22 protein-coding genes and 3 tRNA genes are annotated in these 25,690 nt (G+C 43.4%); 14 read left to right on the top strand and 11 right to left on the bottom strand.

Going from position 1 to position 25,690, the window contains the following annotated elements:
* Positions 1 to 3: 3 nt before the first annotated feature.
* Positions 4 to 1,020: a UDP-N-acetylmuramate dehydrogenase gene (gene murB, locus IPO96_03285; protein ID QQS64578.1), complete on the bottom strand. Its 1,017-nt coding sequence runs from the start codon at positions 1,018 to 1,020 to the stop codon at positions 4 to 6.
* Between the two features lie 35 nt (positions 1,021 to 1,055).
* Here murB and IPO96_03290 point away from each other — a divergent pair, with 35 nt between their 5' ends.
* Positions 1,056 to 1,616: a hypothetical protein gene (locus tag IPO96_03290; protein ID QQS64579.1), complete on the top strand. Its 561-nt coding sequence runs from the start codon at positions 1,056 to 1,058 to the stop codon at positions 1,614 to 1,616.
* A 179-nt stretch (positions 1,617 to 1,795) separates the two neighbouring features.
* Positions 1,796 to 1,872, top strand: a tRNA-Lys gene (locus tag IPO96_03295).
* Positions 1,873 to 2,071: 199 nt separating this feature from the next.
* On the opposite strand, the gene IPO96_03300 is transcribed toward IPO96_03295, so the two are convergent.
* Together IPO96_03300 and IPO96_03305 are read right to left on the bottom strand one after the other, a co-directional pair.
* The gene (locus IPO96_03300) at positions 2,072 to 2,539 is read right to left on the bottom strand and encodes a dihydrofolate reductase (protein QQS64580.1); all 468 of its coding nucleotides are present in this window, start codon (positions 2,537 to 2,539) and stop codon (positions 2,072 to 2,074) included.
* Positions 2,536 to 3,384 (bottom strand): N-formylglutamate amidohydrolase, encoded by an 849-nt coding sequence (locus tag IPO96_03305; protein ID QQS64581.1) that lies wholly within the window; start codon positions 3,382 to 3,384, stop codon positions 2,536 to 2,538. Before IPO96_03305 ends, IPO96_03300 begins: the two co-directional genes overlap by 4 nt.
* A gap of 17 nt (positions 3,385 to 3,401) precedes the next feature.
* Between IPO96_03305 and IPO96_03310 the strand changes: the two genes are divergently transcribed.
* From IPO96_03310 to IPO96_03325, 4 genes are all read left to right on the top strand, one after another.
* Entirely contained in the window at positions 3,402 to 4,235 is an 834-nt protein-coding gene (locus IPO96_03310; GenBank protein ID QQS64582.1) for a DUF817 domain-containing protein, read from the top strand.
* An 80-nt stretch (positions 4,236 to 4,315) separates the two neighbouring features.
* The gene (locus tag IPO96_03315; GenBank protein ID QQS64583.1) at positions 4,316 to 4,489 is read left to right on the top strand and encodes a hypothetical protein; all 174 of its coding nucleotides are present in this window, start codon (positions 4,316 to 4,318) and stop codon (positions 4,487 to 4,489) included.
* A 21-nt stretch (positions 4,490 to 4,510) separates the two neighbouring features.
* Positions 4,511 to 4,587: transfer RNA gene (locus tag IPO96_03320), tRNA-Arg, on the top strand.
* A gap of 281 nt (positions 4,588 to 4,868) precedes the next feature.
* A complete protein-coding gene (locus IPO96_03325) occupies positions 4,869 to 5,438 on the top strand; it encodes a hypothetical protein (protein QQS64584.1) in 570 nt (189 codons plus the stop codon).
* A gap of 415 nt (positions 5,439 to 5,853) precedes the next feature.
* Here IPO96_03325 and IPO96_03330 read toward each other — a convergent pair whose 3' ends face one another.
* Positions 5,854 to 6,831 carry a hypothetical protein gene (locus IPO96_03330; GenBank protein ID QQS64585.1) on the bottom strand — a complete coding sequence of 326 codons (978 nt, stop codon included), beginning with the start codon at positions 6,829 to 6,831 and terminating at the stop codon, positions 5,854 to 5,856.
* A gap of 88 nt (positions 6,832 to 6,919) precedes the next feature.
* Here IPO96_03330 and IPO96_03335 point away from each other — a divergent pair, with 88 nt between their 5' ends.
* Both IPO96_03335 and murI read left to right on the top strand, forming a co-directional pair.
* Positions 6,920 to 7,732 carry a bifunctional 5,10-methylenetetrahydrofolate dehydrogenase/5,10-methenyltetrahydrofolate cyclohydrolase gene (locus IPO96_03335; GenBank protein QQS64586.1) on the top strand — a complete coding sequence of 271 codons (813 nt, stop codon included), beginning with the start codon at positions 6,920 to 6,922 and terminating at the stop codon, positions 7,730 to 7,732.
* Entirely contained in the window at positions 7,729 to 8,391 is a 663-nt protein-coding gene (murI, locus tag IPO96_03340; protein ID QQS64587.1) for a glutamate racemase, read from the top strand. Before IPO96_03335 ends, murI begins: the two co-directional genes overlap by 4 nt.
* Here the strand turns inward: murI and murD are convergent.
* The 3 genes from murD to IPO96_03355 are packed head-to-tail and all read right to left on the bottom strand — an operon-like array spanning position 8,386 to position 10,682.
* A complete protein-coding gene (murD, locus tag IPO96_03345; protein ID QQS64588.1) occupies positions 8,386 to 9,696 on the bottom strand; it encodes a UDP-N-acetylmuramoyl-L-alanine--D-glutamate ligase in 1,311 nt (436 codons plus the stop codon). The genes murI and murD overlap by 6 nt on opposite strands.
* Before the next feature lie 21 nt (positions 9,697 to 9,717).
* Positions 9,718 to 10,086 (bottom strand): response regulator, encoded by a 369-nt coding sequence (locus IPO96_03350; protein QQS64589.1) that lies wholly within the window; start codon positions 10,084 to 10,086, stop codon positions 9,718 to 9,720.
* An 11-nt stretch (positions 10,087 to 10,097) separates the two neighbouring features.
* Positions 10,098 to 10,682 carry a 1-acyl-sn-glycerol-3-phosphate acyltransferase gene (locus tag IPO96_03355; GenBank protein QQS64590.1) on the bottom strand — a complete coding sequence of 195 codons (585 nt, stop codon included), beginning with the start codon at positions 10,680 to 10,682 and terminating at the stop codon, positions 10,098 to 10,100.
* 64 nt (positions 10,683 to 10,746) lie between these two features.
* Here IPO96_03355 and IPO96_03360 point away from each other — a divergent pair, with 64 nt between their 5' ends.
* From IPO96_03360 to IPO96_03380, 5 genes are all read left to right on the top strand, one after another.
* Entirely contained in the window at positions 10,747 to 11,808 is a 1,062-nt protein-coding gene (locus IPO96_03360; protein ID QQS64591.1) for a hypothetical protein, read from the top strand.
* A gap of 25 nt (positions 11,809 to 11,833) precedes the next feature.
* Positions 11,834 to 14,005, top strand: coding sequence for a hypothetical protein (locus IPO96_03365; protein QQS64592.1), 2,172 nt, complete (start codon positions 11,834 to 11,836; stop codon positions 14,003 to 14,005).
* Positions 14,006 to 14,058: 53 nt separating this feature from the next.
* Positions 14,059 to 15,738, top strand: coding sequence for a hypothetical protein (locus tag IPO96_03370; GenBank protein ID QQS64593.1), 1,680 nt, complete (start codon positions 14,059 to 14,061; stop codon positions 15,736 to 15,738).
* A gap of 234 nt (positions 15,739 to 15,972) precedes the next feature.
* Positions 15,973 to 17,982 (top strand): DUF11 domain-containing protein, encoded by a 2,010-nt coding sequence (locus IPO96_03375; GenBank protein QQS64594.1) that lies wholly within the window; start codon positions 15,973 to 15,975, stop codon positions 17,980 to 17,982.
* A gap of 179 nt (positions 17,983 to 18,161) precedes the next feature.
* A complete protein-coding gene (locus tag IPO96_03380; protein QQS64595.1) occupies positions 18,162 to 20,864 on the top strand; it encodes an efflux RND transporter permease subunit in 2,703 nt (900 codons plus the stop codon).
* Between the two features lie 591 nt (positions 20,865 to 21,455).
* Here the strand turns inward: IPO96_03380 and IPO96_03385 are convergent.
* Together IPO96_03385 and IPO96_03390 are read right to left on the bottom strand one after the other, a co-directional pair.
* On the bottom strand, positions 21,456 to 22,247 hold the full coding sequence (locus IPO96_03385) for a hypothetical protein (protein ID QQS64596.1): 792 nt from the start codon (positions 22,245 to 22,247) through the stop codon (positions 21,456 to 21,458).
* Between the two features lie 281 nt (positions 22,248 to 22,528).
* Positions 22,529 to 22,603: transfer RNA gene (locus IPO96_03390), tRNA-Glu, on the bottom strand.
* Between the two features lie 334 nt (positions 22,604 to 22,937).
* On the opposite strand from IPO96_03390, the gene IPO96_03395 reads away from it, so the two are divergent.
* Positions 22,938 to 23,417 (top strand): hypothetical protein, encoded by a 480-nt coding sequence (locus tag IPO96_03395; GenBank protein ID QQS64597.1) that lies wholly within the window; start codon positions 22,938 to 22,940, stop codon positions 23,415 to 23,417.
* On the opposite strand, the gene IPO96_03400 is transcribed toward IPO96_03395, so the two are convergent.
* On the bottom strand, positions 23,373 to 24,755 hold the full coding sequence (locus IPO96_03400) for a hypothetical protein (GenBank protein QQS64598.1): 1,383 nt from the start codon (positions 24,753 to 24,755) through the stop codon (positions 23,373 to 23,375). The genes IPO96_03395 and IPO96_03400 overlap by 45 nt on opposite strands.
* Positions 24,756 to 24,827: 72 nt before the next feature.
* Complete coding sequence (locus IPO96_03405) at positions 24,828 to 25,658, bottom strand: hypothetical protein (GenBank protein ID QQS64599.1); 831 nt, start codon at positions 25,656 to 25,658, stop codon at positions 24,828 to 24,830.
* Between the last annotated feature and the right edge of the window lie 32 nt (positions 25,659 to 25,690).

Raw genomic sequence — 25,690 nt, forward strand, 5'->3', positions numbered from 1 at the left:
AGTCTATGGGACCAGTTCTGGTTCTTGGACTAAGTGCACATCAAATTTATGCCGGACGGTATCGACTATTCGGTCTCTAAATAATAATAGATCGCTAGTGCTTTTGGCTTTTTCATTAACCAAAACCAGAGGCTGTGAGGCCCATGTTGCCATACCAGTTTTAGGATCATGAAAATCCTTTAGACCTGCCTGGTCAATCAACCAAGCGGCAGACAATTTTACATTATTGTCATCAACGGGCCAGGAGGGCATAGTAGGGAACTCAGCTTTTAGTGCTTCGGCCTTTGTTCTGCTAACGATAGGATTAGCAAAAAACGAGCCATTGTTGGCGACTTTTGCGGGATCAGGCAGTTTTGATGAACGTATCGCGATTACTGCCTGTCTTATCTCTAGGGCTGATGGAGTCCTTATGCTTTTGGCGTTAAGGTAATCTTGTAGCGCAGGGTAAAATGGTGGGCGTGGTTCTTGCCGCGAAAGCCCAAAGGTCAGCTCCAGTATTATATAGCGGTTTTTTTGTGATGTTTTAAAAATGCTAGATCGATAAGCAAGTTCGCAGTCTTGATTTTGCAGGCAGACAATCTTGTTTGTAGTGGTGTCGATAGCACTGAGCTCAATTAAGCTATGACTAATCTCGCTGCCGTAGGCCCCGACATTTTGGACTGGTGTGGCGCCGGCAGAGCCTGGTATTAGACTTAAAAATTCTAGGCCCGATAGGCCATTTTCAACAGAGTAGGCTACTGCCTCATCCCAGTTTTCACCAGCCGCTACTACTAGCTTATTACCCTCGATTCTTTTACCTACGATATGGTTGATAATCACTAGTCCGTCAAAACCAGAGTCTTGCCACACAATGTTACTGCCACAACCAATTACGATGAATTTTAATTCCTGGCTTTGAGCAAACTGCAAGGCCTCGATTACTTGATCAGCTGTCTGTATTTCCGTCAAAAAACGGGCGCGACCACCGAGCCGCATGGTGCTATACATAGCTAGGCTTATGTTTTCTTGAATATCTATCACTTAAACATTATACCTAATGTGTTAAACTATGACTTATGGGAAAAGATAAACCGCAGTTAGCTAGACTAGGCGAACTTATCAAATCTTTGAGGGAACAGGCAAATGAGACATTGTCTGATGTGTCCGATGCAATTGAAGTTGAAGAGGCCGAGATTGCCAAGTTAGAGAAGGGTGAGTTGAGGCCTGCAGAGGAAACACTGGATCTTTTAATCGGTCATTTTTCGCCTGCTCAGTCTGAAGAAGACAAAATCTGGGAACTGGCCGGGTTCAACGATTCACCTAAAGAATCAGATCAGAACATTCCTCATATGCAGATGATGACAATGACTCTTCTTCCTTTTGACCCTAGGATTGTCTATAGCGATATGGTTCAAGTTTCAGTCAACAATCATGGGGTAGTCATGAACTTTATGCAGGTTGGTGGCTCTTTGGGGCCGAACAAACAACCGGTCGCTATTGCTCGGATTGGCATGAGCTTAGAGCATGCCAAAAGTGTAGTCAAGCTCTTAAGTAGCGCCATTGAGTCTAGTGAGCGAGGACCGCGACTTCTGGAAGGTGGTGCTACTACTGATCCAGGAGCAAGCAAAAAAAGTTGATTTTTCTCTGTTAAACTGCTAGTTTAGTACTAGTATTTCAAGGATTTGTTCTAGAAATTACACAATTTTGCGAGAGGAATCGCAAAATTAAGAGGAAACGGCTTGGCGGGGGTGCCGGAATTGTTGAGTGAACTTGTTTCGTCAACGGTTCCGGCGCAAGCGCCATCACCCGTTGACGAGGGGCCATAGCTCAGTTGGTTAGAGCATCTGCCTCTTAAGCAGAGTGTCCTGGGTTCAAGTCCCAGTGGCCCCTCCAAATAAAAAACCCAGCATGTCTGGGTTTTTTATTTGGAGGGTCTATAAGCTTCAACCCGGGGCACCCGGTTTCAGAGTGTCATGGGTGAGAAATGCCAGTGGCATTTCGGAAACGAATCTTCCGACAAAAACTTGTTTTTTGATCGCGAAGTTCGGGGGTCGCGGAACGTGACCAAGTCCCAGTGGCCCCTCCAACTATCTTAGTCTTTTGTCCAAATTTCGAAATGATAGCTGAGGCCGTTCTCGGCTTTTGGGGCTGAGCTTGATTGAAGCTTGAAAGCCTTTGGTAGCTGTGGGAAGAACTTATCACAGCTAAAATCAGCATCGATTCTTGTGATGTATACCTCGTCTGCGTGAGGTAGCGCCAACTCGTAAATCTCTTGGCCGCCAATAACCCAGAGATCGTTAGTAAAACTATCTATAAACTTTGTCGGATCTTTGATCCAAGTAACTCCAGGTTTTGCGGGTTGAGAACGTCGAGAACAAACGTAGTTATGGCTTTCGGGCAGAGCTCGGCCGATTGCATTGTGTGTATTGTGGCCTATGATAATACTTGAACCACGGATTCTATTATGAAAATAAGCTAGTTCGTTTGGCAGGCTCCACGGCATTCGGCCGTCCTTGGCAATGCCGCTTTTACTATCAACTGCCACGATTAGTCTTATCATCTTACATCTAAACCGACTACTTCAAGTGTTATTGCTAAGGCTTTCTCGAAGGCACTACTTAAAGCTCTCATGGCCATTAGATTTGGCTCGAGGCTTTTCTGGTCGTTCGTAAGTCGAGTATTGTATTCAACTTGGAGGGATTGGACGAAATTTCCGATACCCAAAGATTTAAGCTCTCCTGAGTTTCGGAGTGATGAATAGCGCTGAGTGGCATAGCCTCCCTTAAAGACATAATTCAAGCAAACATCACTTGCTAATCCTGCTAGTCCGAGTTGTTTGGAAAGCTCAAATCCCAGAGAGCGTAAAAGCTCAGGATTGCAGGTAACTAACTCATCGCCTATTTCAGCAGTGTCGGGGAGACCGCGGTTACTCAAAATTATTGAAGGCATCATTACCGGTTTGCCGTCGTCGTTTATGGCTAGTTGCTTATTAGCGGTGTTATGCCAAGATACCAGCAAGACTTTAGCGGGAGCTTCTTTCAGCTGGGAGATAATTGCATCGTGGTAAGGATTATAATACTTTTTACGAAGTACTCTTTGCTCTGATTTTGTTAGTTCTCGACCTGGTAGCCAGACATTGTTTCGGGGTTTGCCAAAGTCTTGGAGTGGAAATAGCTCTTCGTTATTTGGCGGTCGATTTGCATCACCAAGCGCGCGACTATGGCCAGATATAACCGTGGCTGTGGCATTAGTGGATGGAACAGTAAGTTCTGTGTCATAGTCAGAAAAGCGTCTAACATCGTTCGGCGAAAGCGCGCAGCGCTCAGCGAACCTATGCAAATTTGCACTGGCATGCTCAACCGTATAAATAACTGGATATTTTCCACTGCCCGCAATAACTATCATTCATCTATAATAGAGCAATGAACCGGACTAAAAAACAAAAATTTTTACAAAGTCTTCGGAAGTTGCCTCTTGGTTGGCTATTATCCTTCGTTATTAAACTAGGTTGGGCTGCAGTTTTTGGCGGGCTAATGCTTCTGGCTATCATAGTAACCCGATATGTTGAGCTACCATGGCTCGCAAGAGCAGACTGGCTTTTTTTGTGGGCTGTTGCCGTGCAGTTGGTACTTTTACTAACAAAACTGGAGAAGCCTCATGAGGTCATAACGATTTTTGTATTCCACCTTGTTGGCCTGGGCATGGAGATTTTTAAAACTTCAAATACAATCGGTTCGTGGCAATACTTAAGTGTTGGATTTTTCCATGCTGGCAACGTACCGCTATACTCTGGCTTTATGTACGCTTCGGTTGGTAGTTTTATAGCAAGAGCTTGGCGAGTGTTAGATCTAAAGTATACCAATAGCCCTAGAAAACTTCACTCTCTGCTTTTGGCTGTAGCTATCTATATAAACTTCTTCACGCATCATTACATTTTTGATTTCAGATGGCTGTTGTTAGCCTTAATGGCGCTATTTTATTGGCGCTGCGATATACATTACAGGATCAATCAGAGACAGCATCATATGCCGTTCTTGCTGTCTGCGTTTTTGTCGGCATTTTTTATTTGGGTTGCAGAGAACATTGGTACATTCACTCAGAGCTGGCTATATCCCAGTCAGGAGCAGCATTGGCATTTTGTAAGCCTACAAAAACTTAGTGCCTGGCTGCTACTTATGTATATTAGCTTTGTTTTGATCGACATACTGCATTATTTACGGCAGAAGCGTTTGGCAGAAAGACAACAGAAGTGCTAGTATAACAGAGGCTATACGGCTAGTTTAGGTTAACTACAAAAACAAAATTCCGATTTTGTTTTGAATAGCGACAAAACTTTATGGCTACCACTAGCGCACAAAATTCACATTTTGTACGTTTGAAAAGCCAGAAAGAATTGCAGCTAAATGTATTAGAAGCTGCTAACCCAAAACAAAATTCCGATTTTGTTTTGAATAGCGACAAAACTTTATGGCTACCACTAGCGCACAAAATTCACATTTTGTACGCTTGAAAAGCCAGAAAGTTTTGGAGAGCACCCGTAGCTCAGCGGATTAGAGCATCTGTCTTCGGAACAGAGGGTCGGCGGTTCGAATCCGTCCGGGTGTACCAACAAAAATTCCTCAGACTGTCTGAGGTATTTTTGTTGGTAGTTCTGGCACAGAACCGCGAGCCGCCGTGGTCGGTTCGATAATCCCCCGTCAACTTGTTGGCAGACGGGCGGATTATACCTAAGTAATCCGTCCGGGTGTAACATTTCTGTACTTATACCTAACTTCCTATCCGTTTGTTTTGTTCATAATAGGTTAACTCCACAGAGCACCTTCTACGAGATTTGCACTTTCATCGTGCTATTGCTTGCATTGTGCCAACTGTATTGAAATAATAATTCCATGCTTAGAAGTCTCGACATATCATCTTACCCCGCAACTCAAGAATTGCTACATGAGAGAGGTAGGCAAGATATTCTCGAAACCCTTGATCGATTTAACGAACAACTTGGCGAATTCTCTGAAGAGTTTGTTGTCATTGGAGGTGCTAACTTGGTTCTGCGTGGAATCAAAAGAACCACTGTTGATGTAGATATACTGGTCTCAGATGGAGTTTTCTACACAATGTCACAAATAGAAGGTGCGAAGATTAAATACCCTCCAAAAAGGGCAATTAACAATGGAGCAACCAACACTTCAGTATGGATCAATACTGACTGGACGAAGATTCCAATAAGCGGAGCTACTGAAATGGGTGACGGATACTATCCTATTTCATATGCTATGTATGATGATGTAGACCTGGAGCTTTTTGGAGGCCATGCAGTAGCACCGCTAGACGATGTTTGGAAATCTAAAGTAGCATTGCAACGACCTAAAGATTTACCTGATTTGTATGTCATTGCAAAGCATACTGGAAGGAGTATGCTCCTGCCTGCTCCCGTATATACTGGCCCGTTTCTAGATAGTTAACTGATTTTACTAGCAATTTTTTTCTAAGCTCGATAAGGATGCTGTACCAACAAAAATACCTCAGACTGTCTGAGGTATTTTCGTGGCTGTGATCGGCGGATTCGAATTGTCGGCCACTCAAAAGAGGGTCGGTGTGAGAACTGCCTGTGGCAGTCCGGAAACGAATCTTCTCTTGCAAACTTGTTTGCAAAGATGAATTTTCGGGTGAGACGATTCAGTGAATCGTCGCAAGGACTATTGTCTGATTTCAAACTTGTTTGAAGAAAGACAAAGTCGGGGTCGCTGAAAGTGACCGCCGAAGGTGAGTCGAATCCGTCCGGCCGTACCAAAAAAAGTTGTCATTAGTTGTAGATACTTGTGAATATTAAACAACCTCCTGGTTTGGAGGCTGTTTAGTTTGATCTTAGAGCTTTGATTAGTTGCTATAAAGATTTTTATTGAATCTATCTGTTGATTCAATAATCTTAGCACAAGCTTGGATGCTCTCGCAGTCTGATTTTGAGTCAGCACATTTATATTTGTATCTGTCGCTAGAATCGAAGTAACAGTATTGAGATGACAGATTTGTGCTATTGGTTTTCAGGCCGCCTTTACTTCTTAAGCTCGTATTAAGAACCGCAATGTAAATACCCCAAAATAGTAGCATCAGTACAATAGTTAGCCAGTTTAACCAGTGGACTCTAGGCTTAGCCGTGCCAGCAGCTTTGTAAGCCTTAATCTGTTGGTAACGCGTGTCTACTCCTGAAACCCCGCCCACCATTGACGCTAAGCCACCAAAAGTCACTAGAGATTGCGCGAACATTACGCCCAGCATTTCTACTACGTGGTCTTTTGTTAGCTCCCAACTTGTTTTTAAGCTATCGATAGAACTAGTATTTTCGTTCACCAGTACGAATGGAGCTAAGCTGACTTTGGCACTTATGCAGGAAACTCCTGCAGCTCCCAATATGCCCACGATAATAGTGGCAAAGTTTGAACTTCCGAAGACAGAAATTAATGCCATTGTAACAAGGAAAATGACAAGAAAAAGCACTAGCTCTAAAACTATGATTAATATCATCCGGCCAACGTATGGCTTTGCTTGAACGGTCAAAGCTTCTTTGGCAGATAATTCTTTATCTTCACGGCTAGCTTTTAGAATAAACATTGAGCCCAAAGAGGCACGTGCGGAGACAATTACTACCCCAATAAAGGCTGCCAACATAAATACAAAAACTAAACCACTGCTCCCTCGAGTAGCTACTGCTAGCAGAATAGCTAACAGGTAAATACCCAAAAGCATCAACGTAGTTAGCACCAAAATTAATAGTGAAGACACCGGGTTGACAACCAGCGCCCTTCCTAGACCCACCGCACTGGCGGTAAATGGGTTTGATGTATATCTCTTACTCATAAAAAGCGCTCCTCCATTTATGACTTAAATATATGCTTAAAGAAACGACGAATCAATAACAATAATTTAAAATGTTACAATAACAGATATGAAGGAATTAAATGGTCGTGAACTCTCGCTGTATATTAAAGAAAGACAGGCTCACGAGGTGCGAAGACTCAGACAGTCAAAGAAAGTTTTTCCAAAACTAGCAATAGTGCGCACTAATCCCGATCCGGTGGTGGATAGTTACATGAACCTTAAGCAAGCTTATGGTGCGGACATTCTGGTGGAAGTGGGTATTCATACTGTCAAGCAGGCAGACTGTATCGACACTATTAAAGAACTCAATGCAGACGACGACGTGCACGCAATAATTGTGCAAATCCCTCTCCCTGATCCAAGCCAAACAGATGAGGTGCTTAACTCAGTTAGCCCCTCCAAAGACGTTGACGGTCTGGGTAAAAATAGTCGTTTTGATCCGGCTACCCCAATGGCTATAAACTGGCTTTTGGCGGGCTACAACGTTGAACTTAGTGGTAAAAAAATAGTAATTGTAGGGCAAGGGCGCTTGGTAGGTAAACCTTTGGCAAAAATTTGGCGAGAATCGAACCTAGATGTAGAAGTTGCCGACAAGACTACCAATGATCTAGCAAACGTAGTCTCTAAAGCAGATGTTTTGGTGTCGGCGACAGGAGTACCTGGGCTAATAAAGCAAGAGATGATAATGCCGGGTATGACAATTGTCGATGCTGGAGTCGCTACAGATAGTAACGGCCTAGTTGGCGATGTAGCTGCTGAGGTCCGTGAGCTAAAAGGCATCACAATAACTCCGGAAAAAGGTGGGGTAGGGCCACTTACAGTTTGTGCCTTGTTCGAAAATGTAATAACCGCCGCAAGAAATATTGCGGAAACTCAATGAAAGATGAGTCAGGTTTCAGCGTAGGTGTTTTTGATTCTGGCGTCGGTGGTAAGAGCGTGGCCAATGCTATTGCGACCGCTATCCCTGAACTTAATATTATACTTCGTGAAGACAGTAAGAATTTACCTTATGGCAACAAAAGCCCCGAGACCTTACTTAGTTTGGTTACCCCGATCTTACAATCGATGGTGGAGGCAGGCTGCCAAGTCATAGTAGTAGCTTGTAACACGGTGACGACGACGATTATTAATCAGCTCAGGGAGCGAATAGCTGTACCGCTCATCGGCATTGAACCAATGGTAAAGCCTGCCGCCGAAGCTTCTAGGTCAAAAACTATCGCAGTTTTTGCCACTCCGACAACTCTTGCAAGTAAACGTTACAAAGAATTGAAAGAAGACTTTGCCCAGGGTGTGGAAATAGTTGAGCCTGATTGTAGTAAGTGGTCGAAACTTATCGAGGATAATGCTATGGACAAAGCAGTAATCCAGAAAAATGTAGATGAAGGCCTGAGTAGGGGCGCAGACGTTTTTGTTTTAGCCTGTACACACTATCATTGGATCGAAGATCGAATCAAGGCTGCGGCCAAAGGTAGAGCATTGGTGCTGCAGCCGCAGCCGGCAATAATAGCTAGACTCAAAACGGTCTTGAAGCAGCTATAGTTTTTCAACTTCTCTCGTAAACTGAGCGCCTCGATCTTTGTAGTCTCGAAACATGCCAAAACTTGCACAGGCAGGCGATAGCAGAACAATGTCACCTTGTGAGCTAAACTGCTTTGCTTTAAGAACAATAGATTGCATGTTGTCGAGGCCTTCTTCAGTTATGGCGTTGTAGCCACGATCGCGGAGTAAGCTTGCAATGACTGGTCCGCGCTCACCTATAGCTATTACATGTTTGACGTTATTGCGTATTACTGCATCTGCTAACTCATCAAAGGGTACTCCTTTATCAGCACCCCCAAGTATAACCACTTTCGGGTTCGGGAAGGATCTGATAGCTGCGATAGCGGTTTCGGGAGTAGTCGAAAACGAATCATTATAATATTTGACTCCCTCAACTTCTTTAGTAAACTCTAGTCGCAAAGGCAAGCCAGTGAATGTAGTAACTACACTTTTTATAGCCTCTACATTACCATTAATTTTTTCGTATGTCGCACAGATTGCTGCACAAACATTCTCTATGTTGTGTGATCCAATTAGCGCGATATCAGAAATCTCACAAACCCGAGCGTCCCGAAAATAAATAGCGCCGTCATTGACCCAACAGTCGGCTTCATTGCCGCTTGAGTCATAACTAAGTTTGTTGTCGGTTAGTGCTATGTTGGCTACTCTGGCGCTTAGCTGGTTGTTGGAGTTATGAATCGTAACGTTATCACGGAGCTGGAATTTAAAGATGTTCTGCTTTGCCGAGATGTAATCGTTGAGATCGCTGTGCCAGTTGAGATGTTCTGGAACTACCATCAGGCAAACCGCAGTTTCTGGGCTATGGCGGACGTCACTAAGCTGGAAGCTGGACAGTTCCATGACAACGTAGTCAGAAACCGCGGCCTCTTCAAGTTTGTCTAGCATCGGAGTACCAATGTTGCCGCAGAGCACGACCTTTTTGCCACTCGCCTCAAGTATTTTAGATATTAGAGTACTTGTGGTGCCTTTACCTTTAGTACCTGTCACCCCTATGGTAGGTGTGATATTGTTCTCAAAAAAAATATTAACTGCGGTTGTGATTTTGCTTGATACATTAGGGTTTTTGTCTAGAATCGTCTGACGGTTCATACCGGGAGTGCGAACTATCACGTCAAAACTATCCAAATCTTCTAGGTAGCTAGGGCCGAGTCTGGAGGAAGATTCTACCGGAACTTCAGCGTTTTCGTTTTGGTCGCAAATTGTAACCTCTTGGCCGCCCATACGCTGGAAATATCGGTAAACTGACTGATTCTCTACTCCGTAGCCGACTATCGCAATCTTCATACTTCTAGTATACAGTTTTTACTAGCTAAGGTGTTTTTTCACCAGTTCAGTAACTTGTCTCGGTGTCATATTTGCCTTGACGATAAAGGCTGAAACTCCTAGCTGCTTTATGATGTCGGGAGCTTCACTTTCACCCATGTTAGTCAGGATCACGACTTTCATGTCTTTTCCAAATTTACTGCTTCGGAGTTTTTTTAGCATTTCATCGCCGTTCATCTGAGGCATCATCAGATCAAGCAAAACTATGTCCGGCTCGAACTCTTCTATCAGCTTTAATCCTAAAAAACCGTTGTCTGCAGTATCGACTTTGTAGCCCTCAGCTTCAAACTTGATGCGGTACATCTGCGAAATTGCAGCGTCGTCTTCGATAATTGCTATTTTTTGTGCCATATTACGTTTTATTATAACGCATAAATCGCGTCCATTACTTGATCTGGTGTTAATTTCTCTGGCGTTGAGCTGCTGCCCAACAGTTTAAAAGAAAGTTCGACTTCTTTGCCCTCCCAGTCTATGTGACAGAGTAAGAAATTCGGCTTTTCGACCGATTGGGCAATAGTAGTGACGCCTTTCTTTGCCGCTATTCGTTGTTTAGTTCTTTTGCCTTCAGGAAAGATCAACATGCTGTAGCCTTTATTTAGCGAGTTTACAGCCCCATCAACTCCAAAATTACGAAAATTCTTGTGTGGGTGAGAAGGGAAGCAGCCCATAAGGTACATCAGAGGCCTTTGCCAAGAAAAGTAGTAAATGTTTGCCGTCATAAAACGAATTGGCAGTAACTGACTACGTAATTCTTTCGGTAGGTAGGAAATAATTACAAATGGATCCAGCTTGCTTCGGTGATTGGCAACTATTATTACGGGTTTATTAATGTTCGCGACTTTTAAGGGTTTATTGACTTTGATAGATATTTTTTTGTTTCTAACCAGCAGCTTTGTTGTAAGCGCGACTAACTTTTCTGTCAGACTGATGAGCGGGTTTGTTTTCATCTTTTGTTTATATCTGTATACTTAGACTCATCATACAGAAAAATAAACATAACTACTAACAAAAATGCCAAAAATAAAAATTCAACCACTAAACAACAGGGTAACAATCTTACCAGAAAAAGCCACTAAAGGAGCTAAGGTTTTTAAGTGCTCGTATATTGATCCTTTTTCATCTGACAAAACTTCCAGAATTCATGATGAGTCAAAGAGACTCAGTGATCATGCGGCAAAGCACTACCAGAAGCTTGGTATTCGGCCAAAGAGAACTAGCAGGGTAGACTGGACTAACCCTGCGACAACAGAGATATTCGACAAGACTAAATTTCCTGCAATTCACCGCTGGCGAACCAAGTACGTTCCGACCGCAGAAGCGCTAATACCCCTACAGAGACCAGATCTAGGAATGCTCTACGATGGAACTGTTTTATCTAATGAGGAAGCTGCTTGGTTTGCGCACACGCTAGATGCTATAGGTTTGAGGAGTCGCGCGGCAGTAATGCAGGAAGTTTTAGCCCGAATCAGCAAAAAAGCTGAGTACAAAAACTGGCTTAGCTTAGCCAGCGGAGCAAGTTTGCCAATTCTACAGGCTGCAGTAGAGGTAAAAAAAAGTAACAAAGAGCCCTCGATAACAGCTGTAGATTACGACAAAAATGCACTGAAAATTTCTAAAAACTTAGCTTCGCAGTTTGACGTAAGAAAGTTTAAGATCTCTAGAGCAAACATCTTAGACGAAAAGTCGCTTCGTAAAGTTCTAAAAGACAAAAAATCAGATGTTGTAGAGATTCTCGGGCTCTTCGAGTACTTAAACGAAGAGGATTGGTTTTATAGGTACCACAAAGTAGTTGTAAGGTTTAAAAGGAAACTATTAGGTGCTAAAAATTTTCTAAATCTCGCATACTCATTTGTTGATGTTGGAGGAGTCCTAATATTTGGCAATATGCTAGATAGCCACCCTCACCTCTCGTTTACTTTGGACGTTATCCAGTGGCCGCACATTAAACCTCGATCAATCAAAGAGGTGCTCGATATTGTCAAACACGCACAATTACCAGGCAAGTATGAAATTAGTATCTACTTACCAGAAGACGGTGTTTATGCACTGTATGTTTTACACAGAATAAGTTAGGATATAAGTATAAGAGGAATACGGTTTGCTGCGGTCAGGTTTGCTATTAACAGTCTCACTTCTCAATCTTTTGAGCGGTATTTTTGTATTATCAAACGGAACCCGTAAAGCATTAAATCGTCACTTTTTTTATCTTGCAGCTGCAGTTGCTGGTTGGGCTGGTGGGCTGGGATTGTATTATATTGCTAACTCACCTGAACTAGTCTACTGGTCGATAAAAATTTTCTATCTGTCGGCAATAGCTATTAGTCACATAGTTCTACTCATGGCGATTGATCGTGCCAATAAGATGAATAGCTTGCATAAAATCATTATTTTCTTTGTTTTTATTTCTATTAGCTTACCGATTATCATCGTAAAAGATTTTCTCGTAGTTTATGCTGAGCAGCTCGTGAACGGCACGTATTACAGCCTCGATCATTTAGGTTATCTACTCTACTCCTTGGTCTTTCTGATCGAATACTTTATGGCGGTATGGCTTATGGCCAAAAAACGCATAGCCTCGACGGATAGTTTGCTTAGGCAGCAACTGGACTATATGCTGCTCGCACTTGTGACTGCAGCAATTTTTGGTATAATTTTCAACCTTGTACTACCGTGGTTTGATAATTTCGCCTTCATATGGGTAGGGCCGATGTTCTCGATAGTATTCCTTGCATTTATTGGCATCGGAATCGGTAAAGCAAGTTTGTTCGATATTAGAAAGACGGTAGCCAGAGCAACAGCTTATACCTTTTCTCTTTCTTTGATAATACTTGTATACGGTGGTTTTGCGTACGTTATTGGCGAAAAGATTTTCAGTAGCAACCAGGCCAATACAACTGTCGTCAGGTTTATCTATACCATTTTTGCAGTAATAACCGCGGCGATCTTTACACCTTTGAAGCGTTTTTTTGATAAGGCAACAAATTTTATATTCTACAGGGATTCTTACAATTCTCAAGATCTACTAAACGAGTTTAACCAGTTGTTAGCTGTCACGGCAGATGTTGACACGCTACTCGGCTCAGCAGCAAGAATAATCCAAAAACATCTTAAGAGTGAATATGTAGTTTTCGGTTTACGTGAAACAGAGCGCATGCCCCGTCGTCTAGTAGGTACTATCAAGAAATCGTATAAAGAAGAGGATTTAAGTGAGCTTCGTCGTCTAACAGTTCATATGAGCAACAGCATAATAATTCGCGAACTTCTTGATAAGAATGATTCAGCTCAAGCAGGGATCTCAAAGATTCTAAAAAAATACTCCATTGAACTTTTGGCGCGTCTGGTCGATAGACGGGATACTAAGCAGCAATCAAGCGGCTACCTACTGCTGGGCCCAAAAAAGAGCGGCAATAAATATACTAGTCAAGACGCTGAAGTGTTTGAGATTATCGTTAACGAAATGGTCTTGGCAATCCAAAACGCATTGAGGTTTGAGGAAATTGAGCAGTTTAACGAGACTCTGCAGGAGAAGATATTTACTGCGACACGTGAGTTGAAGCAGTCCAACGATAAACTTAGAGCATTAGACCAAGCCAAAGATGAATTTGTTAGCATGGCGAGCCATCAGCTTCGCACGCCTCTAACCAGCGTAAAAGGCTACCTCAGTATGTTGGCCGAAGGCGATGCCGGCAAGCTAAACCCGACGCAGCAGCAGTTCGTTGAGCAGTCTTTTGCAAGTAGTCAGCGCATGGTTTACTTGATTTCTGATCTGCTCAACGTTTCTAGGCTCAAGACTGGTAAGTTCGTGATAGAAAAGATTCCGACTAATCTTGCAAAGTTGATTGATGAAGAGTTATCGCAGCTCAAAGGTGCATTCGATGCAAAACACCTCAAGTTAGCTACTAGCTTACCAGAGGATTTTCCAACAATTGAACTCGACGAAACTAAGATTAGACAAGTAGTAATGAACTTTGTTGACAATGCTATATATTACACCCCCGACGGAGGAAATGTGGACATTAAACTCGTAGTAACCAATAGAAAAATCGAATTTACAGTTACAGATAGTGGGATTGGGGTACCAAAACACGTACAGCATCACCTATTCACGAAGTTTTACAGGGCAGATAATGCTCGCAAAATGCGACCTGACGGGACTGGCATCGGTTTATTCATGGCGAAAAAAGTGATAACAGCGCAGGGCGGAAGTATAATATTCAGAAGTAGTGAGGGTAAGGGCAGTACCTTTGGTTTTAGCTTTCCTGTTGTATAGACAACTTTACAAATTTGTTTTTTTAGGGTATTATTAATCTCATAAGGAAGACTATGAGACCACTAGGTTATTATCAAAACGGATCCAACCGCCTGATATCCTCCACTAATGATCGTCATTTGAGTGTTGTTCCAGATTTTGATAGTGATAAGCAACGCGCTGACTGCAAGATTATTTCTACTCCCGAACTAGAAATATGCGATTACGCAAGAATAGAAATGAGGCAGGTTTCTTATACCAACAAACAAGGCAAAGAAATTAAATATCTAAGTTACTACGGAGCTGAATGTACCTCATATGATCAAGACGGTAGTCCAACTGGATACAGGCTCCATCGACTCAAGGCAATAGACGTAAAATCTCATTACCAAAGTTATGATTTTGATCGTCTTAATTCCCCCAATGTTTATACGGAATTTGACAGGGTGTCCCTCGATGTCCCTCAAGAAATAAAGATTTCTGGCTTTTTGATTGATCTTGCCTTAAATCATTCAGAGAAACCCAGTAACTGGCTTGCACTTAGCTCTAATGGATCATTAAGTAGTAAAGTAGTGCCGTCAGAGGGTGGCGCACCGAACTCACAGTCACATAATGTGGTTAACCAGCAGGTTCCGAACGCACCGCCAACAAATGTCATAACCACCGTAATACCGCCAGTAGGTACTCCCAATTGGAATAATCAAGGTTTTTGGTCTAGGATAAAAGCAAGATTTGGTACTGGAGGTTCTGGTGGAAATAATGGCGGTGGAGGGCCAATTATCCCGAATGGTGGTGAAAGTTGGTGGCGCAGACCTCGCAAAAATCGATATTTACTTGCTGCCGCGCTTCTTACATCGATGGCAGTTATTGCTCACAATTGTGAAGGCGATAATATTGATGGAAGTTTTGGAAAGCTTGACCTAGCAATACCTGTGACTACCACCCCTACTGAGACATCTACAACTATTTTGACTGAAGCGCCTCTGACCACCAACACTGAAGCTCCAACGACTACTACAAGTTTCACTACCACAACCGCAGAAGTCCATGTCGGTACTGCCACGACCGAGGTCCCAACCACCATCAAAGATTCTCCCACTACAACTACAACCGAGGAGCCCGCGTCAACCGTAGAAGTTACCACTACAACCATAGAGTTAGTTGAACCAGAGTTGGCCTATATGGAGCCAAACGTAATTGGCTATAAGCCCTGCGGCCCAAATGTCAGTGCAGAAGAAGTAGCTCTGCGAATGTTAAATGGCGAGACAATAGTTAAGCCAGGTGAAACCGCTGAATTTTTGAACGAAAACCCACAAGTAGAACTTGGCTTAAACAGATTCTATGAGCTTAGTAGCAGCGGCAACACGGCTTGGATAGACTACATCAGGAAAAATGTTTCAATTACCAATGATGATGTACTTGACGGTGGTATAGACAGCGGTGTGAGGGCGCTCAAAGCTCGCACAGTTGCCTATGCGCTGGGTAACGATATGCGTTTACAAAACCATCAATGTGACCCCAAAACTGGCGAGATTACTAGGCATGATGGTCCAAACAATAGATATAATAATCTTAAAGAGAATGACCAGGTGTGGGTAATTGAATTAACTCCTGAACAGTTAGCAGATATGCAGGCTAGTGGAGCGAGTATCCCAGAAAATATAGTTATAATAGACGTAGATGACGAAACAAAAGCCATTGTGTTGGAGCGTTTGGCTTGCAACAACCCTTTACTTGAACTCGTAAACTCATAATTCAAAGCATAAGCATTGTAAATATTCCTAAACCATTATGTGATTGACTTATTTATTCCAGTTTCCTATACTTAAGTTAACCAAAATAACAGGGGCGGGTTGGTAAAACTAGCTAATTAAGCCGTCAAAATAAAAAAATAAACAAAAGTATGTTGACAAAAATGCTAAGCAGTAGTATAATGCAATCAATAACTCTATAAAAAGCCGTGAGGGCCAGGAGTTGAAGGAGAGAAAATGAAAAGGATTTTTAATAAGTTTAAGACATTACTTGCTGCTGTGTTGGTAGTGGGTGCTGTTGGCGCAACTGGCCTTGCTTTGAAAAGCAGCGAAAGTGACGCCCTAACAATTATTAGGAACTGTGACCCGACCGCAATCATATATTGTGGTGCAACTAGTGTTACCGAACTTAAGAATGATTATGCTAGCCGTGACGGTGGACGATACCCAGATATCGCAGCTGTATATAGCTATTTTGGAATTTCAGCAAGTGATATCCAGAATATGGGTTCAACATTTAAAATGGGACAGGTTCACAAAGACGGTACTGTTTGGCTAAATGGTAAGCAAATTGGTTCAGGAGCAGTAACGGCTGGCCGTGTTAATAAACCCGGTAGTACTGCAATTCCTGGAACAAAAGCCTATGCTCGAAGCACTCAAGTTGCTTTTGCGAGCGACGCGATCGAAGCCTTCATTGGCTTCCGCAACGGCTCGCCAGCCTGGGCAGTTCTAGCCGGTTGTGGTAACCCGATTAAATGGAATAAACCAGCTATTGAAATTGAAAAGACAGTACGAAACGCAGCTAACACTGCATGGGTTGAAAACGATACCTTTGCAAACGGCTCCACGATAACTTATCGATTGGTCGTAAAAAATACTGGTAAAGCCGCCGATACAAACGTTATCGTTAAAGACACTCTTCCTTCATACAACACCTTTGTTGCGGGTTCCGTTAAGGTAAACGGCGTCAGTAAAGGCGCTGCAGGCAACTCTCTTCTAACTTCAAGTGGTTTAAATCTAGGCACGGTTGCGGCTGGAACGAGCGTTGAAATTACATTCCAGGCCAAAGTGTCGGTCGCAACTGACAAGTGTGGTAATACCGCTTTCACTAACAAAGCAGTAGTCGATGGAGATAAAACTTCTGCTGACGAAGATACCGCTGGCGGAAACACGAATGTAGTTTGTGCAGTCGTAAAATGTGATGCATTAACAGCTAGCTCAACAACAGCGAAGCTCGGTGATACTGTAAAGTACACGGCGAGTGCGACTCTGACAAATGCCACATTAAAATCTTACGAGTTTAAGGTTAACAACGTAGTGGTTCAGAACACAACTAGTAATGTTCTAGATCTCAAAACGACAAACGTTGGGACTTTCACAGTCAAAGTAACTGTCATGAGCGACAAGGGTAACGCCACTAGCGCAGCATGTGAGAAAACACTTACTGTTACGCAGGAACCAGTTTTCAAATGTGACGAGCTTTCTCTAAGCGATTACGCGTTTGAGCTGGGCGAATCAACAACAGCGACTGCAAAAGCAAGCGCAACGGGTGCGACTATCAAGTCCTATGAGTTCCGTGTAAATGGTGAAGTTGTTCAGAATACCTCTAGTGCAAGCTACGTTTTCAAACCAACTGCCGTTGGAGAATACACAATCAAAGCAACCGTCATGACCGACAAGGGCAATGCCACTAGTGCAGCTTGTGAGAAGAAAGTTAAAGTTACACAAGTTGTAGATTTCAAGTGTGTCAACGTAACCGCAAGCAAACTAGGTCTAAAGATCGGCGAAACTTCAGTTATCACTGTTACAGCAAAACTTACCAACGCAACACTTAAATCTTATGAGTTCAGCGTAGATGGTGCAGTCGTACAGGATACTACTGCTAACAGCTTCAATTTCTCAAAAGATAAAGCGGGTGAGTACACTGTTTCTGTGAAGGTTGTAACCGATAAGGGTAGCGATACAAATGCAAACTGCGTAGTAAAGATTAACGTCAGTGAAGAGCCAAAGTGCCCATACGACGAAACTTTGCCAGCAGATAGCCCAGATTGTAAGAAACCAGAAGTATGCCCATACAACGAGAATCTTCCAAAGGACAGTCCAGACTGTAAAAAGCCGCCAGTAGTATTAGGTGAGTCAACCTTGCCTGACACTGGTGCTGGGACAACCTTGATGGTATTCATAGTAGCTATGACGGCTGGTGCAGCGGTAGCTCACAGCACATATGCCCGACGAATCAGCCGCTAACAGTCTTGGTAAGAAAGCGAGCCTACTGCTACAATATAGGCAAGAGCAAGTGAGGTTCATTGACTGACCGCTACTCTTCAAAAAACCAAAAGGCACCCCCGAAGTAATTGCTTCGGGGGTGCTTATTTTTGAGCTTAAATGTCTGGCTGCTACAATGGTAATAATAACTAGGAGTAAAGATGCAGAAAAAATCAGTTTGGCAGCGTTTCGGAATCTTCTTTTATGATAAGTGGCGCTATACCTCATTGCTCATAGCTGTGGTAGCCGGTTTTGGTTTAGTCGCTTACACGACAATGATGCGTAGGGAAGGGTTTCCTTCTGTTGAAATACCTGTCGGGTTTGTACAGGTGGTTTCGCTTGGGAGCGACGCCAAATCTAATGATCAGACCTTCGCGTTGCCGATAATCGAAGCCGCTAAACAAGCTAATGGTTTCAAAAAAGTCCAAGCTTCAAGTAGTGAACAGGGTAGTGCCGTTAGCATTACATTTAAAGACGGTACAGATGTTCAATCGGAGCTAAATAAGCTTGAGGCAGGGCTGAAAGACAAATTACCGCAAAATGGCGCTCGGGTTGTTTATGTCAAAATCAATGCTAGTAAGTTTACGCCTGAGGGCGATGATTTACTAGTCAGCGTTCATGACGAATCATCTGATGCTGATGCGGTCGACAAAAAAGCAGCAGAGTTAGCGTCAATGATCAAAAGTGCTGGTTTAAGTCAGGTTAAAGACGTCCATAATTTTCCTTCATTTGAGCGAAATGTTAACCCCGTAACTGGGGAGTCAAAGATTAGCCAAGTTAGGTTCGACAGATTCTATGATCAATCAAGCGATAAGTTCCTAACCTCTACACTAGTTGGAGTGACAGGGGTGGACAAGGCAGACCAACTAAAGCTTTATGATCAGGTAAATGAGTTCCTGCACTCCGCAAGAGTCAAGGACGCAAATATAGATGGTGAGATCGCGCTTAGCTTTGCTGAGAATATTCGCGAGCAGATATCAGGGCTTCAACGAAACTTACTTGAAGGTTTAGCGGTTGTGCTACTTGTCAGCTTCATATTGATATCATTTAGAAGCTCAATCGTAACCGCTCTTTCCATGACGATAACTGTGCTTGGTACCGTCGCCGTACTATATGCAATTGGCTATAGTCTAAATACGATCACACTGTTTTCGCTGGTGCTTTGCCTGGCACTGATAGTTGATGACACGACGATTATGGTAGAAGCAATTGATGCAGGCTTCAAAAAAGGCAAAAAATATCGCGATACGGTGCTAGAGGCTATTGGCAAGGTTATCCGCGCTTCCGCAACCGGGACACTGGCCACGATGTTGGCTTTTGCGCCGATGCTTTTTATTGGTGGCATACTAGGTAAATTCATCAAGGCCATACCTGTAACAATAATCACTAGTCTTGGTGTAAGCCTGCTGGTGTCATTTATCTTTATTCCGCTATTAAAACGAGCGACATACGGCAAAATAATAAAGCATAAGAAAAGGGAGTTTCACCCAGCCGGTAAAATCGAAGAAGCTCTGGGCAATAGACTGTCGTCTACGCTCCGTTGGTCGGATCAAACTAGGCAAAGGCGCATACTAATGCGTCTTGGCGCTGTCATGGTCGGGCTTTCGTTCTTAGTGGCTGGCGGTCTAATATTTTCAAAAGTTAAGTTCAATATTTTTCCTAGCCCTAAAGACGGAACAGAAATTGTCGTTACGGCAAAAGTCAAGAACTCAGAAGCAGCTTCTATAGATTCAACTTCTGCAGTGACAGACCGTTCCTTATTGCTAATAAAAGACGTTTTAGGCGATGACCTAAGACATCTATCTTTAGTTGGTAACAGTGGCAGTGCCTCCTCTCAAGGTTACGGCGCGAACATCAGGCTATCGCCAATGAACGAGCGAAAGACTGGTTCGGTGGATTTGTCTCGTAAGCTTGAGACAGAGTTGAACGCAAGCGTACCAGAAATGTTTTTCAAGGTTACGCCTCAGGGAGCCGGTCCTCCTCCGGGCAGCTTTAGTGTTCAAGTAAATGCCGACAATGAACAGCAGGCCTATGTCTTGGCTAATGATGTGAAAAAGTTCCTCGAGACTACTTCAATCAAGCGACCTGATGGCAGTGAGGCTAAGTTTATTGAGTCTAGTGTGACACCATCGGTGATAGTTACTCGTAGTGGCAACCAAAGAGTGGTAACTGTAGATGCCAGGTTCAATGCTGATGACACCTCGGCATTGGTACAGCTGGGGCAAAAGCTAGTTGAGGACAAATATACGGCTGGCTACATTAAGTCGATTGGGGCAGAGCAGTCAAACATTTCCTTTGATTTTGGTTTCGAAGAAGAAAACCAGGAATCATTCGCCTCAATGGGTAAAGCCGCAGGGCCTTTGTTTCTAGCGATGTTCTTGATCATGGCGATTCTATTTAGGAGCTTGTTGCAGCCAATCTTGATTCTAACAGCTCTGCCTTTTGCCTTCTTTGGTGTAGCGGCTGGGCTATATTTAACCAAAAATGAAATTAGCTTTTTCTCGATGCTTGGAGTTTTCGCGCTAATTGGGATTAGCCTTAACAACACGATCCTGCTAACCGACTATGCCAATCATTCCAGAGACAAGGGCCTAAAGCCTTCAGAAGCGATGGCTGCAGCCATCAAAGAACGTTTACGGCCTCTCCTCACCACCAGTATCACTAGTGTCTTGGCGCTTTTGCCGCTGGCGCTTAACGACCCATTCTGGGAAGGTTTAGCTTATGCGCTGATCTTCGGTTTGATATCTAGTACGCTTTTGGTGCTTCTGGTCTTCCCATACTTTTACCTAATTGATGAGTCATTCAATAGCATTCTGGGCAGAGTTTTTAGGAAAGTCTTAAGGCACAAAACCAGAAAAGCTTAGAAATACGCGAACCAGTTGCTTAAAATGTACAGCGCCTGCAGGTAAGATGACAAGAACGATATAAGTCAGTTAAGTGAAATAGATTAGATGCTTGTTATTCATCAAAACGCCTGACATTTGCTGGAACCGTGCAAATACTAAGATACGACAAGTTGTACAACTGTTACTTTTCCCGAATGGAATTGTGTACGACTTTGAAACTGGTTTTGGAACCGCAGAAAAGATAAAATCTTATCTGTTAATAGAAAAAATGACGGATAATTCCGTCAAAAATTCTGATTTGTTTATCTCACGGAGAATACTTTGTATAATCCGCCCGTTTGCCCTACTTCGCTAAAGCTTTGTAGAGCGGGGGATTAGCGAACTCCTTCGGAGTTCAAGATTTACACTGTAAATCCGCCAAGATAAAAACCCCAGGATAAATCCTGAGGTTCATATCTTGGTGAACTATGTTAAGTCGAAATCGAACGCAATCTGTACTGAGCTACTTGAAGTATACAGCTACATGAGAGCTATAACAGCGATGGATAACATTCTCTTGCAGAGTAGAACCTACAGTATATCTTAGAGCTTGTCTTTCAACACTCTCAACTACTTTGGCTGCCAGCCCTCCCATGCACTAGCTATACCAGTCTCTGTCATATCTTTTGGTCGATAGCCAAGCAAGTCCGCAGCATCAAAATCAAACCTATCTTTATGCAGTGCTAAGAATCCTAACTGAGAAGTTAGTTCTTCAAAATAATGAGCATGGCTTAAGTATTCTGTTCTCATAAAACCGCTCTCGCCACCTCTCTGGCTCATTGGTCGCTCAAAGTCAGGTTTTGGATCGTAGCCCATTGCAAAGTAACCATCTTGCGTAATAAATGATTTCGTACCGTCTGGGCTACAAAATGTTAAGAGTGAATGCTTATCGGGCACTTGGTCAAGATAACCCTGAACGCCAGTAAGCAGTATGTCTCTAAAGCCCCAACCGTACATCATCTTGTGAAAATGGCTTTGGTAAACTTTTCGAAGATGATCTGAATTAGAGCTTGTGAACATCTCCGCCTGATGTTCGGTGGGAGTTCTACTGACTGGTCCTGGGAAAAGCTCTTCTGGCTTAGGCTTTGCGATGTCAATTGTCAGGAAGCCCTCGCCTGTAAGTTGGGCATGTAATGCAGCAATCCGATCGCTATATTCACTATCTCTTAAGGCGTCCGAATCCGTTGGATAAGGTGAACCATAAATAGTTGTTTTCAATACTGAGCCAGCACGAGACATACCAATATAGTCCGAAATCGTTACGGCGTCATACCAAGCTTTCATCTCAGCTTCGGACACTTCGGGACTTTTCTCTATACCCTCTAATTCTTGAAGGAATCCTCTGGTTTCTCTCTCGCTCATAGCGATATTATCCTAATAAAAGATAGCCAATGCAAGCATGAGCAAAACGAAAAACAACAGATTACTTCGTCTGTTGTTTCCAAAATACACGGTGGTACTTATATTTCTTCTCTGTAATTTCTTGTTTATCTCACGGAGAATACTTTGTATAATCCGCCCGTTTGCCCTACTTCGCTAAAGCTTTGTAGAGCGGGGGATTAGCGAACTCCTTCGGAGTTCAAGATTTACTCTGTAAATCCGCCAAGATAAAAACCCCAGGATAAATCCTGAGGTTCATATCTTGGTGATCTCACGGAGAATCGAACTCCGATTGCCAGGATGAAAACCTGGTGTCCTAACCGTTAGACGATGAGACCTTGATATAACATTGTAAATGAACGGGGTTCGATTGGGAATCGACCTACCTAATTAGGCACTTTGTTGTGCTTTTGGGGTCCCTACAAAAACTTGTTTTTGTAGGGTGGTATGGATGAGACCACTTCGGAATGTGATGGTGTACTTTCCGTAGTGTCGACAAAACAAGTTTGCTCGACACTACTAGAAACTTCACCAAGCTTCCTCGTTAGAAAAACTAAATCGGAATTTAGCTACCCCAAGAAACTTCGTTTGTTAAGATTTCTAACTAACTAGATTTTCAACAACAAAATTATAACACAACAGAGGTAAAAGAGGAAGTGTATAATTAAAAGCATGCACGTATTTTTTCATTTGATTTTTGCTTATGTGGGGCTTTGGCTTTTGACGAGAGAGTTTGGTAGAAAGTTCGAGCCGCGCAAACACTGGGGCTGGTTGGCCGTAGGCGTGGTTTTTGGGGTTTTGGCGGTACTTTCTTACGATGTCTTTAGCGACTTGGTTGCCAATTGGATCTTACATTCTGTTGGTGGCGGCGCGGTAACGGCTCTAACTTACTTCTATTTCAAGGCTCACGTCAGGCCAAAATGGTCTTGGAGAGTGGATGCTGTCATGCTTTTTATGCTCGTATCGGCGCTCGGAGCAATCAACGAACTGGCTGAGTATGCTTACGAGTTAGCGCATCTTGGGACAATGAGCTTCGATACGCACGATACTTGGCGGGATCTAGTGGCAAATTCTGCCGGCGCACTGTTAACCTGGATTATCGTATCCTCACTTTTGAGAAAGAACTCCAACCCTGCTAGTAATAAAAGCTGATAATTTATTAACAGTTTCATTTAGTTTCCTTTCAACTGCTGATTCAGCCCAAATGCGGTAAACAGGCTCGGTGCCTGAACCTCTAGTGTGGATTCTTACTACTCCCGCAACACTTTTTGCTGTATCGTTGATGAAGCTAATTGTTTCAGGGTCATTTGCTATTTCTATTCCTGGGACTAGTTTGATGTTTTGCATTTTTTCATGCCACAAGGGTAACTCTTTGTATACGTTGGCAAATGTTTCGTCTAGGCTAGCGACTTTGCAGGCGAACCAAGCTGCCATATATACGCCGTCACCGCTCATTAGGTGGTCGGTGTCTATAAGGTGTCCGGTGAATTCGCCACCGCGCGTCCATTGACGACCTTCTTGTTGCTTAATGATAAGGGCTTCAGTGACATTGCTATCACCGTTCTCGCAGTATTCAAAAGCTATGTTTTCTTCTCTTAGCTTTTTTACCAGACCACTGTTAGTGTAATCAGTGCCAACTATCCCTGGCTGGCCTTGGGCAAGGTAGTACATAATATGGTTGCCTGTGATTTTGACGATCTTACCGTCAACCTTACATACACCCATTACTCTGTCGCCGTCGCCATCATTAGCCAGCACACCCAAGAAGTCCTTGTCCGAAGCTTCGCTGTATTGTTCAATAAATCTTGTCGCTAGCGCAAGATCGTTGGCGCCGCAGCCGTCGTTGATCTTGCCACCCGGTTTGTCTATATGGATAACTCTAGCTCCTAGGGCTTTAAAGATTAGACTTGTGTAGTTTGCGGCTGCACCGTTGGCGGTGTCCAGAGCGATTGTCTTGTCTGCTAGGGGTCTTTCGCCAAAAGCAGATTTTAGTTTGTCTATAGTCTCAGTTAAGTAGGGTATGGATACTACATCGAAATATTTACCGTTTTGTTTGCTCCTGCTGCTACCCGCCATACCCCAAAACATATCTTCGATTACTCTGGCTTCTGCCTCGCTCGGCTTAAGCCCCTTTGGCCACAAAAACTTAAATCCGTTATATTCTTCCGGGTTATGACTAGCGGTGATAGAGATACCAAAAGCTCCTTCTTCAGAGCTTAATCTTTCAACCGAGGCACCAATGACGGGTGTCGGTGCTATGCCAAGGTCATAAACTTTTAAACCCTGATCGTAAGCGCCGCGCATTGCAGCGTCAGCTAAATCTCCCCCTGAAACTCGTGTGTCGCGGCCAAGGACAACTGTATCAGCGCCAGAAAACTCAGCACAAGCTGCAGCTAACCCATAAAATGTTGGAGGGCAAATCTCCCCAGGCACACCATGTTGCTTATATAGCCCTCTAACTCCGTCGGTTCCAAATAATGTTTTTGTCATGGTTAGAGATTATATGCATTTTCTGAAACAATTACCATGTTTTCGGCAACAATATTATGACAAAAAATAGAGTTATTGGTGCCTGGTGACAGACTCAACAGCACGCTTAAAGGACGCGGCCGCATTGACAGCGTTGGTTGGGTCAGCAGTAATCGCATGGTTTACCAGTACCGCATCAGCTCCTAGCTCCAGTGCTAGCTTGGCGTGTTCCGGATTGCCTATTCCGCCCTCTGCTACGATCGTCACCTCTGGATAATTGCTATGTACGACATCACAAAATTTTCTAAACTCATCTGAGTTTATTGGCCCCGTAGACTGACCGATATATCCGAAGTAAGCCCTCAAGGCGGTGACACCGTATCCTGATATTAATCTTTCGGCAAGCGGAATTTCCTGGCTGATATAAGGGATAACACAAAGTTCTGATGCTGCTACTAGTAGGTTTGCTGTGGCAATCTCCACAGCCTCGTCGTTTGGCACGAGTACGGGTCTGCCTTCTATCATCACCTCTTCAAAAACTTCCAGCTTAACATATGGTGACCCAGTGGCCCTGGAGCCATCAAGAGCTCTTTCCACAGCCTGGTCTGCGCTTGTACTTCGGGCAGTGTTATTAAGTAGAACGTACGGTCTGCCGAGTTCTCCTAGTCTATTCTTCAAAGCTTCAATGGTGGCGATCCTACTTTCACGGAAGGCTTCTAAGTCAACTTTGTTAAAAGCCGATGGTGCAGAAGCGATAAGAACCTGTGTACCGGATTCTTCTACAACATCCATTGCAGTTTTATCTGGCAGACCAACTATACATTCGTTTAGGGGCGTAAAAGCTGTTGGGGCCCACAATCGACTTTCGGCTTCGAAGTCCCCAATACGATATGTGCGGATATCGCCGCCTCTTGAGTTTGACACAGTAATAACTTAGTAATTATTTATAATTCTGT

The organism is Candidatus Saccharibacteria bacterium, from assembly GCA_016700315.1.
Classification (GTDB): Bacteria; Patescibacteriota; Saccharimonadia; order Saccharimonadales; family SZUA-47.